The organism is Candidatus Phytoplasma palmae (assembly GCF_046896035.1).
In the GTDB taxonomy this organism is placed as follows: domain Bacteria; phylum Bacillota_I; class Bacilli_A; order Acholeplasmatales; family Acholeplasmataceae; genus Phytoplasma; species Phytoplasma palmae.
Genome location: NZ_JBIPDD010000008.1, coordinates 1 through 15,276 on the forward strand (window position 1 = coordinate 1; position 15,276 = coordinate 15,276).

Annotated in this window: 10 protein-coding genes; 5 read left to right on the forward strand and 5 right to left on the reverse strand. The window is 19.9% G+C overall.

The features are described from left to right. Window positions 1–315 precede the first annotated feature (315 nt). Window positions 316–3,198, forward strand: coding sequence for a trypsin-like peptidase domain-containing protein (locus ACHMP6_RS01340; RefSeq protein WP_412097737.1), 2,883 nt, complete (start codon window positions 316–318; stop codon window positions 3,196–3,198). A 96-nt stretch (window positions 3,199–3,294) separates the two neighbouring features. On the opposite strand, the gene ACHMP6_RS01345 is transcribed toward ACHMP6_RS01340, so the two are convergent. From ACHMP6_RS01345 to ACHMP6_RS01365, 5 genes are all read right to left on the reverse strand, one after another. Further along, window positions 3,295–4,593 carry an AAA family ATPase gene (locus ACHMP6_RS01345; RefSeq protein WP_412097738.1) on the reverse strand — a complete coding sequence of 433 codons (1,299 nt, stop codon included), beginning with the start codon at window positions 4,591–4,593 and terminating at the stop codon, window positions 3,295–3,297. Between the two features lie 50 nt (window positions 4,594–4,643). Beyond that, window positions 4,644–6,170, reverse strand: coding sequence for a hypothetical protein (locus ACHMP6_RS01350; protein WP_412097739.1), 1,527 nt, complete (start codon window positions 6,168–6,170; stop codon window positions 4,644–4,646). A 99-nt stretch (window positions 6,171–6,269) separates the two neighbouring features. Continuing rightward, window positions 6,270–7,250: a hypothetical protein gene (locus tag ACHMP6_RS01355; protein ID WP_412097740.1), complete on the reverse strand. Its 981-nt coding sequence runs from the start codon at window positions 7,248–7,250 to the stop codon at window positions 6,270–6,272. Between the two features lie 499 nt (window positions 7,251–7,749). After that, the gene (locus tag ACHMP6_RS01360) at window positions 7,750–9,438 is read right to left on the reverse strand and encodes a transporter substrate-binding domain-containing protein (RefSeq protein WP_412097741.1); all 1,689 of its coding nucleotides are present in this window, start codon (window positions 9,436–9,438) and stop codon (window positions 7,750–7,752) included. 109 nt (window positions 9,439–9,547) lie between these two features. Beyond that, the gene (locus ACHMP6_RS01365; RefSeq protein ID WP_412097742.1) at window positions 9,548–10,279 is read right to left on the reverse strand and encodes an amino acid ABC transporter ATP-binding protein; all 732 of its coding nucleotides are present in this window, start codon (window positions 10,277–10,279) and stop codon (window positions 9,548–9,550) included. 727 nt (window positions 10,280–11,006) lie between these two features. Here ACHMP6_RS01365 and ACHMP6_RS01370 point away from each other — a divergent pair. Genes ACHMP6_RS01370 through ACHMP6_RS01385 form a run of 4 tightly spaced genes read left to right on the forward strand, consistent with a single transcriptional unit; the run spans window position 11,007 to window position 15,053 of the window. Beyond that, the gene (locus ACHMP6_RS01370; RefSeq protein ID WP_412097746.1) at window positions 11,007–12,110 is read left to right on the forward strand and encodes a metal ABC transporter solute-binding protein, Zn/Mn family; all 1,104 of its coding nucleotides are present in this window, start codon (window positions 11,007–11,009) and stop codon (window positions 12,108–12,110) included. Further along, window positions 12,107–12,850, forward strand: coding sequence for a metal ABC transporter ATP-binding protein (locus ACHMP6_RS01375; protein ID WP_412097743.1), 744 nt, complete (start codon window positions 12,107–12,109; stop codon window positions 12,848–12,850). Before ACHMP6_RS01370 ends, ACHMP6_RS01375 begins: the two co-directional genes overlap by 4 nt. A 20-nt stretch (window positions 12,851–12,870) precedes the next feature. After that, a complete protein-coding gene (locus ACHMP6_RS01380; RefSeq protein ID WP_412097744.1) occupies window positions 12,871–13,944 on the forward strand; it encodes a metal ABC transporter permease in 1,074 nt (357 codons plus the stop codon). Then, window positions 13,944–15,053 (forward strand): metal ABC transporter permease, encoded by a 1,110-nt coding sequence (locus ACHMP6_RS01385; RefSeq protein ID WP_412097745.1) that lies wholly within the window; start codon window positions 13,944–13,946, stop codon window positions 15,051–15,053. The genes ACHMP6_RS01380 and ACHMP6_RS01385 overlap by 1 nt, the downstream gene beginning before the upstream one ends. The last annotated feature ends 223 nt before the right edge of the window (window positions 15,054–15,276 follow it).

Consider the following 15,276-nt stretch of genomic DNA (forward strand, 5'->3'; position numbering starts at 1 on the left):
TATCATGATGTTCGTGATGCGTTAAATCACTCATAATTAGGCATCATTTCGCGCCCTTATACACCTCTATAAATTTATTATTAAATTCTAGCACTCATTGTTAATGACTGCTAATTTATATTCTAAAGTTTTTTCTTTACAAAGTCAATAAAAAATGTTAATAAAAAAATAATTTTATTAAAAAATTTAATTTTAAATAATTATTTGTTTAAAATATAAATGCATGTACAAAATTAACTTTTAATTAAAAATATTTTTAATTCAAAATTCTATAAAAAAAATAAATTTTACAAAATATGAATAGGAGTATGTTTTTTGAAAAGTATATATTCATTTAAATATTTAAAAAATTATTATATTTTATCTTTATCGTTTTTTCTATTTTGTATAATTATTTTTTTTTATTATAAATTTTTATTCATTATAAACAAAGAAAATATAATTTCTAATCAACTGAATGCAAATCAAATTAATTTTAATAAATCTAACAGACAATTAAAAATAATTAAAAATATACAAGATAAACTAAATAAAACATTTAATAATCAAAATGATCCAAATTTTGATTTCAATAAGTTAGAAGCATATAAATTAAAAAATCATAGTTTCAAAAAAGGAGATACTATATATGCTTTTACTATAGACACAGAAACAAATATAAAACTTTTTCAAGAAGGAACTATAAGTAGTGATTACGAATTAGAAGATACCAGTTATTTACCTGTTTCAATAACTGGAGAAAATAATAAAATTTTTTTCACAACGCAAGGAGAATTTGCAGGAATTTCTTTACAACAAAAAAATAATTTAAATGAAAAATATATCTTAACCACTAACAATTTATTATCTTTTTTAAATTGCAATAACTTAGAAACAACAGATATTGCTAAAAATTGTGAAAAAAAACCAAATGAATTTAGATTTCCTATAGAATTTCAAAAAAATAATAATCCTGCAGAAACACAAAAAGAATATATTTTTTTAGATCAAAAACAAATTTTTGCGGGTTTTTTATGTGAAAAATTTCAAAAAGAAGAAAATATATTATTCGAATATAAAATATTAGAAAATTCTAGATCAAAAGAAACACAAAAATGCTATAAAAACTTAAAAAAAATAAAAAATGAAAAAAAAGTATTAACAAATTTAAAAAAAATAAAAAATCAGCAAGATTCAAATTTATCAGATAAAATTAAAAATTTATCAAAAATTACATTTTTAATATCTTTAGAAAAATCTATTGGTTCAGGATTTATTTTTGAAGCAAAACCTATAACAATAAATAACAAAAAAATGTATCAATATTATGTTTTAACAAATAGACATGTAATAAAAGAAGAAATAAAAGATTTAAATTCTCAATTAACAACTAATATTCAAATTGTAAATAATTTTTTTAACAAAAAAAATACAGAATTAATAGGTTTTATTGATAACGAAAAAAAATATGATGATTTAAGTATTTTAAGTTTTACGGATGAAGATGATGATAAATTTCAAGAAACACAAGAAATTTTAAAAAATGCAATAGTAGACAATGAAATGCTAAACATTCATCAAGGAGAATCTATTTTTAGCATGGGTTCTAAAATAATTCCTCTTCATAATATGGATTTATTATTTCCCAAAAATCAACAAGAAATAAATATTATAAAAATAGATTGGGAAAAAATGGAACTTTTTTTTGAATCCAATGACAAAAAAAATATTTTAAAACACATTTTAACAACAGAAAAAAATTTATTAAAAAAAGGTAATATTATTTTTTTCAATCCAAAAGAAATTAATTTTAATATTGAATTAGATAATGGGAATAGCGGAGGTCCTATTTTTAATAAAAAAGGTCAAATTTTAGGAATAAATAGAAGTTCTATGCAAAATCCTTTTGAAGAAGATAAATTTTCTCAAGCTATTAATATAATGCATATAAAAAATTTATTTAAAGACATATTAATAGCTAAAGAAAGAAATCCACTACAAACATTTTTTAATTATTCTGAAGAAAATATAATAGAAAGACAAACAAATAATTTTTTAAATTACTTTGAAAAAAATAATTCAGACAATAAAATTCAAGAAAATTATAATTTCACAATTTTTTTAGAATATTTATTCAAATTGAAAAAAAATGAAACAAAAACACAATTTACTTCAAAATTATTAGAAACTAATGAAAATAATAAAAATTTATTATTAGAAATAAAATTGATACATAATGGATATAATGAAAAAAAAATATTATCTTTAAACCCTACAAAAGAACAAGTTTCAATAACATTAGAAAAAAATAAAAATAAAGAAAATACAATCTTTATAATGAAATTTGAAAAAAAAATAAAAAACAAGATTATTGAAAACATACAATACAATATTTACAAACATCATCAAGAAAAAGAAAATAATTCTTTTTTATCTTTTGAAATTATAAATTTAAATGAAATAAAAAATAAAAAAATAACCAATGCGGAAAAAATAAAAAATTCTTTGATAGTTTGGAATAAAGACCAAAATAATAGTGGAAACGGTATTATTTTTCAAAAACAAAATTTACCTAATAATGAATTTTTATATTTTGTAATATCTACTTTTGAATCTAATGACAATATTTTTTATAAAATATTCAATAACATTAGAAATATTTTTTCTGATGAAGTCAATATAATTGCTTATAATTCTGATAACATTCCAATAAAAGAAAAAGGTAATATACAAAATATTTTTTTAGATACAAATAATTTAGTCTTAATTACTTTTAAATCTAAACAAGATTTATCTGTTACTGCAACCAAAAATGAAAAAAATTTATTACTAGGTGAAAAAATATATTTTATAAAAAATAACGACAATGAAGAACATTTTCCAAAAATTTTTAGAAGTAATATAAGCGAAATAGAAAAAAATGCATTTTTATTTTCTTCTAATTTTGATTTACAAAACAAAAAAAAATTAGATAACAAACAATTAAACTTTTTATGTTTCGATAGTAATAACAATTTTATAGGAATCAATAATTCACCAGAAAATAATAATAAAACACTTTCATATTTCATAAGAGGTTCTTTTGAAAAAAATAAAATAGATTATTTTTTTATTCAAAAAAAAATTAAACAAAATTTAAATCTTTTTTGTTCATTTTTCTTCCTAATAATAATATTCTTCATTAAAATTATTTTAATTCCTAAAAAAAATAAAAAATGAATTAAATTTTTTTAAATAAATTTAATTCATTTTAATTGAAAAATAAATATTTTTTTAATAAATAAAAATTATAATAATCATAAAATAAAAACTTTTTTAGCTAAAAATTTGTTTATAAGCAATTTCAATATCTGCTTTTTCTACTATTGATCGATTGTTCTTAGCTGCATTTCTTACTATAGAATTTAAAAAATTTTCTAAAGTTCTGTTAGCTCTTTTTTCTACAGGAAAACTCTCAATAAGTTCATTAACAGTATTAAATAAATAATTTTTAGCTTCATCATTATATTTATTATTTCTTTTTTGAATTCTTTGTTTTAAAAATTCTAACCTAGCATTTTTATCAAAAACTGTTACTTCTATATGATAATCAAAACGAGATTTAATAGCTTCATCTAATTTATCATAATGATTAGTAGCGCCAATAATTAAAATAGGTTTTTTAGGATCATTATCAGCACTTGTAGTCTCGGTTTTAAATTGATTAACAATATTAGCTAAATCTTTACTAACATTTTCTCCCAATTGAGATAAATTTTTAAAAATTTCTTCACATTCATCTAAAAATATAATAGAAGCTTTAATTTCAGGTCTTTTATTATTGTTTCTAACATCTCTAAATAAATCACGTACTTTTTCAGGTCCTTCGCCATAAATACCACAAGAAAATTCAGGAGACGATAACTCATAAAAACTTACTTGCGGTCCTGCTTTTTTCGATAAACTCCTTGAAAGTAAAGTTTTTCCTGTTCCTGGACAACCATATAAAATAACACCTCTAGGAGCTTCTATAGCTCCTATAACATCTGGATCATAATTTTCTGGATGTTCTAAATAATTCAAAAATTCTTCTAAAGCTTTTTTTTCTTCATTCATCCCAATAATATCTTCAAATGGAACAAAATTTTTTTTATCTTTGGGAAAAAATTTAGCATTAGGATCAAAAATAAAATCATTATTAGAAATATTACTTGAATTTGGATCCAAAGAATTAGATTCATCATTATATTTATTCAATTCAGAAGTTATAGATTTTTTTAAATTATATTCATCAGGTGATAAAATTTTATTTTTTTCAAATAAACTATTTAAATCGTTTTGATAATCTTTCATTTGACTTTCTAATTTTTTCTCAACAATAGGTATTAATATATTTTGTAATTGTTCTTGATCTAAATCCAAAGCTAAATCATTAATGTTAATATCATTATTTTGAATATTATTTACTTTTTGTTCTAAATTTTTCACTTCTTCTTCAAAATTATTATTAATATATAAAAAATAAAAAGAAAAAAAACATAAAGTAAGAAATAAAAACATATTTAAAAACAAATTAATATTAAAATCACTATCGTTATCTAATATCAAATTTTTGCCATTTTCTATTTTAATCATTATTTTTCATTATTTTTTTTTTTTTTGATCCTTTTAAAAATTTATAAATTTTATTCTATTTTAATATTAATATTATTATTTATATTGTTATTTTGAATTCCTGTATTAATGTCTTCGCTAAAATAAAATTTTAATTTATAAAAATCATTTTCATCTAATTCTAATAAATCATCAGACATCGAAACCAATTTACATTTTTCATATTCAATTTCAAATTGTGTTATTTTTTCTAATAAATTAATAGGGTTTTTTAATTGTATGTTAAAAGCATTTATAACTGGTTCATTATTAAATTTTTTACGCATTCTCATAATAAAATCATTATGATACAATTCATTAGAACCTAAAACAGTACGAGTAGGATAAACTCGATAAAAAAAACCTACATTGGGTAAAAAAATTTTAAAATGAAGATTAGAAAATGTATTTTCATCATAAGGAGAATAAAATTTTTTATTCCATAAAATAAAAATTCTTTGTATATTTTTTTCTTTTAAAACGAAGTCAAAAAAATTTTTAAAAAAATCCACTTTATTACCTATATTATCTATTTTGTTTATATCAAAAATTTTAATATCATTTTTTTTATTAACATAAAAAATTATAAAGTCTGATGAATTATCTTTCTTAAAATGATTTAGTATATTTTTTTCAAATTCTGAATACAAATTAAAATTAGAAAATTGTTTTAAAATTTTTTTTATATTTTCTTCAGATTGCAAAGGAAATAAAATATGTTTAATTAAATAAAATTGTTTCTTATCAACTAATTTTTGAATTAATTTCTCTTCTCTAGAAAATAAAGGATTAATTTTATCAATTATATGAACACATTTTATTTTTTCACTTTCTTTACCGCAAATAGAATTCTCATTATAAACTAAATCCAAATCCACGCTTAAAGAAAAAGGTATTCTTTTTGTTTCCGTTTCCATCCCTACAATATTAAAATTATGACCAATCTTAATCATAATTTCTTTATAATCAGAATCATTATAAGGAATTTTTTGCATAAAATTTTTCTTTTCATCATTTGTTTGTTTAAATTGAGATTCAAAAACCCCTTGATCATTTTTTACAAAAATTTCAATATCAAATTGATTAGTTTTTTCTTGAGTAATTATTTGATCGTTTTCTTTATCTTTAGAATCAAAAAAAATACGAACATTAACATGAAGAAACAAATTTTCTTGTTTAAGAATTTCTTTAATATCTAAATCATTGGCTTCCTTTATTGAAGAATTTTTTTTATTATCGACAACTGAAACTTGAAAAAAATATTTTTGAAATTGTTCTTCTTCTTTTTTAGAAAATAAAGAATATTTATTTGGAATAGTTTTAACTTTTAAAACATATTTCTTTTCTAATGAAATTCCTTCAGGATTATTTTTTTTATACATTTGAATAACTTTAGGTTTTTGAATTTTTATATTTTTAAAATCCCCAAAATTTTCTTTTTCTATTCCTTCGCAGGCATTTAATGCATTTTTGGGATACAAAAAAACAAAAAAACAAAAAAAGTATAAAAAAAAATAACAAAATATTTTTTTTTTATTTTTTTTATATAATAAAAACATAATGTAAATATGATAAAAAACCTTCCTTTATAAGGAAATATTAAATTTCCTTATAAAAATTAAAATTTCCAATTTATAAATAATTATAAATAAAACTTATTAATTACTTATTGTATTGCTTTGTATGTTTTTATTCTGTTCTAAATTAACTATTTTAAGTAAAACTTTATCACCTTTTTTATCAGTATTTGTCGCTTGTGTCGGTAACTTCATTCCTGTAGAACCTCTTCTGCTAATATTTCCAGTATTTTCATTACCATGTTCATCCACCAAATCATACTCCATTATAATTTTTATAGTAGGGGTATCATCATCATTAGCATAATCAGAATAATTTTTTCTCGCATTAGGGTGTTGTTTATTGTAAGATTCAAAAAAATCTTTCAAACTTTCCTTATTCAAAGTAATATTACTTTGCAATTGTACTAAAACTTCATAAGACAAATATTCATCATTACTGCTCAAAACCTTTTTCTTATACATTTCAGGACGATGTAATTTACCAGTAGAATCTACATAAAAAGTCTTAGTAGTGCTAGCAGTATTATTCGCTTCCATTTTAGCATATGTAAGAGAAACAGGAAAGATAGTACATTCTTTCTCATTATTAGGAGAATTGTCATCATATATAGTAGTTGTAATATCTTGACCTTTTTTAGTATTTATTATCATTAAATCATTATTAGAATTATTATCTTTTGATAATAAAAAAATTTTATAATTGATACTTAACCATCTATATTTATTCAACAAATCCAAATGTTTATTTTTCGTTTGGTTAGTATCTATTTTTACTATATGTGTTTCTTCTGCAGTATAAGTCTGTTGCGTTTCATTAATGAAAGGTTCATTTAAAGATAATAATTCATTTCTAAAAGTTGTGGAATCTGCTTTGCAATCTACTAAAAGAATTTCTCCTGTAGACTTACCTATTTTAAAATTCTTACTAAACGGCTTTTCTTTATGAAAAAAATTAACTAAAGCGTAAGTAATAGTTAAAAAAAAAGATACTATAAGAATCAAAAAATAAAAAAAATAAACTATTTTTTTATTGCTAAAAATATTTTTTTTCCCTAACATAATAGAGTCATAATCCTCTTTTTTTCTTAAAATTATTTTTATTTTTTGAAAAATAATTATAAAAATAATTATAAAATAAATATAAAAATATAAAAAATATACTTATAATTTGCATAAAATTCTAATTAAATTCAATAAAAATTACTAAAAATTATAAAAAAAATAATAATTTTTAAATTAATTATTTTTTTTAAAAATTATTATATAAAAAAGATTTTTTTTTATTTAAATTAAAATTTAAAATTATATTTACATTAAAAAATAAATTAATTAATAAAAACAATATAAAAAATTAATATCATTAATTAAATTTAAATAATATTATAACAAAATTAATAATATAAAGTTAATTTTATTAATAATTAAATTAACACAACTAACAATATAATATCAATTATAATATTTTTTACTTTTCTTTACAAGAAAAAACATAAAAACATAAAATTTTTTTTAATAAGTTATTTTATGGTTGATTTTTATTAAATTATTTTCTACCATATTATTTATCTTTTTGAGTAAAAAAAACTATTAAATTAGTCGTAGATACTAAAACAAAATAAATTAAACTTACAATAAAATAAGGAATAACAGAATCATAAGTAATAGAAATATTTCGTTGCGCAGTCCACAAAAGACTAGTTAATCCGATAATAGAAAATAATGCAGTATCCTTAATATTATTTAAAAATTGTGAAAAAACAGAAGGATAAGTTCTTTTAATACTTTGATCAAAAATAATATAACGAAAAACTTGTTTTTTTTCCATTCCTAAAGCATAAGCTGCTTCTATTTGTCCCTGGTCTAAAAACCTAATATTTTCAATCATAATATGCATAAGGTTTGCTGTTGTATTTAAAACAATAACAATTAAAGATATATAAAAAGTACCTAAAAAACCTTTAAAAAAAGTTACACTGCTTATAAATAGATTAAAAAATAATAGAGCCTGAACTGATATAGGAACAGATTTTAAAAAATTGATAAAAAATTCAATTATAAGGAAAAACCATTTTCTAATATAGAACCAAAAACTGTTTTTTTCAATATCTTCAGAAAATACTTTAACCCTAACTAAAAACAAGGCTACAAAAAAACCTAAAATAATACTATCAATAGCTAGTATAAAAGACATACAAAAACTTTTCATATAAGAAGGGAAAGAAATTAATATTTTTTTAAAAAAACTTTCATTTTTATGGGAATTTATTTTTTTTTGAACATATCTTAAATCTTCTAAAGCTCTTTCTTTAAAAACATCCATATAATTTGGTGTTTCTTGTTTTACTATGTTTAAAGCTTTTTCTAATTCTAATTTTAAATCTGGATTATTTTTTTTAATAAACATACCTAAAGGATTCACTGTAAAATCATGATCTAAAGTAAAAGAAGCAAACTTTTTATTTTCATCATTTTCAATATAATTATCTAACAAAATTTTATCCAATATAAAAACATCAGCAACTTTTTTATCAATTAGATTAACACATTTCACTAAATCATCTCTAGTTAAGAAAATAGATTCCTTATCAAAAACATTATGTTCATCAGTATTCAAATAATTTCTAATTTTCTCATCAAATAGACATCCTGTAATAGTAGTTAATTTAAGTTTCGAATTTTCATCAAATGATTGTTTTAAATTGGCTAAAGAAATACTATTGTCTTTTGGATCCAAATTTTTCTCAAAAAAATCCTTGTTTTCTTTTCTTACTAAAATTCCTACTTCTGGCTTACAATATTCAACTGCCAACATTTTTTCTTTACGTTTTTCAGTAACATTCATCAATCCAATAGCAAAATCAACTTTTCCAGTTTCTAAAGCAGCTAAAAGACCAGTAAAATCATAAATTTTAATAGCTAATTTTTTACCCATTTTATCAGCTAATTCTTTACATAAATTAATATCAACACCACTAATAGTTTCTCCATTTTCAGCAGCAACGCTATATTTAGAATCATAACCATCAAAAAGAAAAGGAGGGATATTATTATGAACACCTAATGTAATTACATTTTTTTTATCCTGAAAAACATTTTTATTTTTTTTATCATTAAAAGAAAATAAAACAAAATAATGCATCCAAATCAAAATCAAAATAAAAATACATATTAGAAATATTTTAATTATTTTCTTCCATTTTTTTTTAATATAAAAATAAAAATTATTTATTTTATTTTTAATCGACATAACAATTTAATTTTTACACATACCTTTCTTTTCTTTCATTATTTTTTAAAATAAATTATTTTATTCATCCATGTTTTATTTATTAATTTGAATAAAATTTATAAAAAAATCAAAAATCTTCGAAAAAAGACTTAGCTTTGGGATAATTATTAGTTTCAAAAATATCTCTAGACTTTCCTTTTTCAACAATTCTACCCTTCTCCATAAAACAAATTTGATGAGATACTTTTTTAGCAAATTTCATTTCATGAGTTACAATTATTAAAGTCATATTTTTATGTTTTGATAATTTCTGTAATATTCTAAGAATATCTTGAGAAGATTCAGGATCCAAAGCAGAAGTAGGTTCATCTAAAAGAAGAACTTGAGGAAACATACATAAAGCTCTAGCAATAGCAACTTTTTGTTTTTGCCCTCCAGAAAGTTTTTCAACACCTTTGTAAGCGAATTTTTCCATTCCCACTTCTTTTAATTTTAAAAAAGCATTATTTTTAGCTTTTTCTTTTGTAATTTTTAAAACCTTAACAGGCGCTAAACAACAATTTTCTAATACTGTTCTTTCATCAAATAAATTAAAATTTTGAAAAACCATACCAACTTTACTTCTTAAATGAGATAAAGAAAAATTTTTAGATAAAATATTTCTTTTATTTATTAAAATTTCACCTGAATCAGGTCTTTCTAATAAATTCAAACATCTTAATAAAGTAGACTTTCCTGAACCAGAATGACCAATAATAGTTAATATTTCTTTCGATTTAATTTGTAAATTAATATTTTTCAAAACAGCATGATTCATAAAAGATTTGTTTAATTTTTTTATTTCAATAAGATAATCCATTAATTTACCTCTTCTTTAATCAAAAGAAAGATCATTTTTTCAACTAAACAACTTAATTGTTTAAATTATTTATTTCTTTCAATAATATTTATTTTTTCTTTTTTAATTCCAAAAAATTTTATTTTAATTTTTAATTTATAATTGTTTTTAAAAAATTTACATTAAAATTATTTTTAATAATTTATGAAGTTCTTTTGAAGAAACCATAAAAATCAAATAAATTTAAATATTAGTTCTATTTTATAACTTAAATAATGTTTTGTCAACATTATTTTCTTTTTTTTAATAAAAATTTAATTGTATTTTAAAATATTTTAGTATATAATTTAGGAGTATAAGAGCGTAATAAAAATAAAAATATATGAATTTTTATGCACTTGAAATTCGAAAAAATATATCAAAAATAAACCAAAAAACAATAAAATAAAATTAAAAAATCAATTATAAACAAAAATTCGTTCCGCATTTATTTAAACAAGAATAAAATTAAATTAACTAAAACTAAAATAAAAAAATAAAATTTAATTTAAAATTATTATAATTTAAAAAAAATATAAAAATTAAACACTTAATATATAAAATTAAAATATAAAAATTATAAAAAAATCCATAGTGAGAATATTTTTTTGATTTAAAAAATACTTTTTCTCAAAGTATTTATTATTTTTACAAATTTTTTTATCTATAAATTTTAAATTTTTAAGGAGAATTTATATATTATTTGGATATGTTAAAAATAAAAAAAAAAATTTATAATCTTTGGCGCATATATATAATAATATCAGTCACATTATTAATTCTATCGGTTCCATTAATATCTTTTTTAAAAGAAAAAGAAAAAATTAACCCAAAACAATTAAAAATACACAAAATACTAACAACAACTACTATTTTAAAAGATTCTGTAAAACATCTTTTAGGTATTATAGACCCTAACGAAATACCAAAAGAATATGATTTAAAATACAAAAAAATTGATAATTTTCAATGCGAAAGCTTAATGAAAACAGGAGTAGATCCGCATAATTATAAAACAACTCTATCGGATAGAAAAAAAATTAAAGAAGCTGATTTAATTATTATTAATGGTTTAAATTTAGAAACAAAAATGACAGATTCTTTTTTTCTTTTAAAAGAAAAAGATAAATTATGGATAGCTGGGGATTTTTTAGATAAACAAAAATTAATCAAAAGCGAAGATGATTCAGAACATTATGATCCACATGTATGGTTTGAAATAGATTTATGGAGAAATATTAATCAAAATTTAAAAACAAGATTAAAACAAACATTAAATTCAAAAGAAGATATATTAAAATTAGAAAATAATTATGAAATATTTGATATTCAATTAAAAGAATTAAAAAAAAAGATTATTTCAGAAATGAAAGAATTAAAAAACAAATTAACAAAAAAAAATAATGAATTTATTTTAGTTACAGCGCATGATGCTTTTTCTTATTGGCAAAAATTTTCAGAAGAAAATTCATGTTCTTTTAGATTGGAATCAATACAAGGTATATCAACGCAAACAGAATCTAGCATACATAGAATACTTCAACTTTCTAAAATACTAGCAGAAAATAATGTAAAATCTATTTTTACAGAAAACTCTATACCAAAAGATTCTCTCAAAAGTCTTAAAGAAGAAGTTAACAAGTTAAAAAAACATTCAAATCCAATTAAAATACCTGAAAATGTAGAATTGTATTCAGATTCTTTAGGAACAGATGAAAAAATAGAAATTTTAAATGATTTTAACTACAAACATTCCACTTACATAGGAGCTTTTTTAAATAATATTAAGGTAATAAAAGAAAATTTATTATGAAAAAATTAAAAACATCTATTAAAATTAAAGATTTAACCGTTTCTTACTATTTAAAACCTGCACTTTGGGATATAGATATTAATATTTTCGAAGGTTCTCTAACGGGAATTATTGGCCCAAATGGGGCTGGAAAATCAACTTTAATAAAGACTTTAATAGAATTAGTTCCTAAAATTTCAGGAGAAATTTTATTTTATAATCAAAAATATAAACAATTTCGTAAAAAAATATCTTATGTACCTCAAAGAAATTCAGTAGATTGGGATTTTCCTACAACTGTTTTTGATGTTGTTTTAATGGGAAGATATGGACATTTAGGTTGGTTCAAAAAACCTACAAACAAAGATTACGAAATAGTTATGCAATCTTTAGATGAAGTAGGAATGGTTAATTTGAAAAATCGTCAAATTGCAGAACTTTCAGGAGGCCAACAACAAAGAATCTTTTTAGCAAGAGCTTTAGCTCAACAAGGTGAAATTTATTTAATGGATGAACCTTTTCAAGGAGTAGACATACAAACAGAAAAAAAAATAATTACAGTTCTAAAAAATTTACAAAAACAAAATAAAACTATTTTAGTAGTACATCATGATTTAGAGACAGTAAAACATTACTTCGATCATGTTATTTTATTAAATATAAAAAAAATTGCTAGCGGTCCTATTAAAAAAAGTTTTACTCCTGAAAATATTAAAAAAACTTTTCAAAATAATCCATTTATTTCAAAAATAAAAAATTAAAATTATTAAAGGCATTAAAAATGAATTTAAATTTAATTATAAATTGTTTCACTAACTATACAGTTTTAAAAATATTTTTAGGAACTTCATTATTGGGATTTACATCGGGAATTTTAGGAGTATTTATAATATTAAAAAAAAAAGATCTACTAGGTGATACTCTTTCACATGCAATTTTACCTGGAATAGCAATATCTTATATTTATTTTAAAAATACAAGTGAATGGGTTATTTGGATAGGAGCATTTGGCGCTTCAATAATATCTTTGTTTTTAATAGAAATAATAAAAAAATATTCTAAAATTAAATCAGATACAATATTATCCTTAATATTAGCTTCTTTTTTCGGATTAGGAAATATTTTAATAGCTTTTATACAAAAAGAAAATCAAGATAGTTCTATAGCCATTTTAGAAAAATTTATATTAGGACAAACGGCTTTAATTTCGAAAGAACATGTTTTATCTGTAGTTGTGGTAGCTGTTATAACTTTTATATTAATAACTTTTTTATGGAAAGAAATTAAAATTTTTATTTTTGATGAATTTTTTGCAAAAAGTCTTGGTTTTAATAATATAATAATTTCATTAATTTTAAATACTTTATTAATAGGAGTCATTGTAATTAGTTTAAAAATGACTGGAATTATTTTAACAAGTGCTTTTTTAATTATGCCTGGAGTGATATCAAGACAAATCAGCGATAAACTATTCATAAATGCTTGTATAGCTTCTTCTGTTACATTTTTTTCCAGTTTTATAGGTATTTTAATTAGTTTAGAAATAGAAAATATGCCTACAGGACCGATAATTATAATAATTACAACTATTTTTATATTTATTACTTGTTTATTTTCTAACAAACACGGAATATTAAAAAAATATTTTAAAAATAAAAAATATAAAAATAAAATTAAAAAATTTAAACAATTAATACATTTGTACAATAATAATGAAAATATAAATATTCAAAATATAGAACCTTTTTTATTCGAACAAAAATATTTATATTTAAATAAAAAAAACAAAAAAATAATTATTAAGGAAAAAGGGATCAAATTAATAGAAAATTTAATTAATGGAAGTGTTAAATAATGTTTTTGAATCAAATTATCGATAATTTTGAAATAGATGTTTTTTTAGTTTTAATTTGTTGTTCTTTAGCTTTATCTAGTTTAGGGGTTTTTTTAGTATTAAAAAAAGTTTCTATGGTAATAGATGCAATAAGTCACAGTGTTTTATTAGGAATAACTTTAGCTTTTTTAATTTTCAAAGATTTAAATTCTCCTTTTTTAATTATAGGGGCAACATCTATTGGAGTATTAACAGTTTATTTAGTAGATTTAATCTTTCAAAACACTAAAATTTCTAAAGATTCTGCAATAGGGATAACTTTTACTTTTTTCTTTTCTATCGCAATAATTATTATAAGTTTATGGACAAGAGATGTTCATATAGATACTGATGCAGTTTTTTTAGGTAATATAGAATTAACACATATAAAGCAATTATATAAAATAATTCCAATATTAATAGCAAATATTATATTTGTTTTTATTTTTTATAAAGAATTAAAAATTTTTATTTTTGACCCTTCTTTAACAAATATTTTAGGTTTTTCTTCACTAATAATAAATTATTCATTAATGACTTTATCTTCCATAACAACAGTTATTGCTTTTGATTTGGTAGGATCTGTAATGACTATAATTTGTATGATAGGTCCTGCTGCAATAGCTCTTTTATTAACTAAGAATTTATTTAATTGTTGGTGTTTATCGTTATGGCTTTCATTTGTGAGTTCTAGTATGGGATATTTTTTAGGAATAATTTGGGATTTACCAGTTTCAGGTTTAATTTCAGTAATAATTTTAATATTTTTTTTATTAGTTCTTTTTTTAGAACCCAAAAAAGGAATTATAGCTAAATTAATTAAAAATAATATACAAAAAAAGAATTTTATGATTATTACTTTATTAATGCATATAGAAAATAATAATGTAAAAAATAAAAAAAATATTCTTAAAGAAATCCAATACGATTTAAATTGGTCTTATTCTAGTTATCAAAAATGTATTTTAAAAGCAAAAAAAGATAATTTTATAAAAATACAAAACAAAGAATTACTATTAACAAATTTAGGAAAAAAATTTCTATATAAAAAAAATAAGGATTTTGGTTTAATATTAAAAAATAAAAAATAATTTTTAGTTGCAAATATAAACAAATTAAATATAATTAGTGTGGTGGTTGATTTTAAAAAGATAATCACTAAATTGAAAAATAACTGAATAAAATTTAATTATAAGGTGCGCAAAAGATACTCAATTATCAGTGAATTAACGATTCATAAACATAGCGATAATGTGTTTCTTCATATTCTTGGCTTTTGAAACGAAAGAATGAAAAGTTACAGCAAAGAATAAA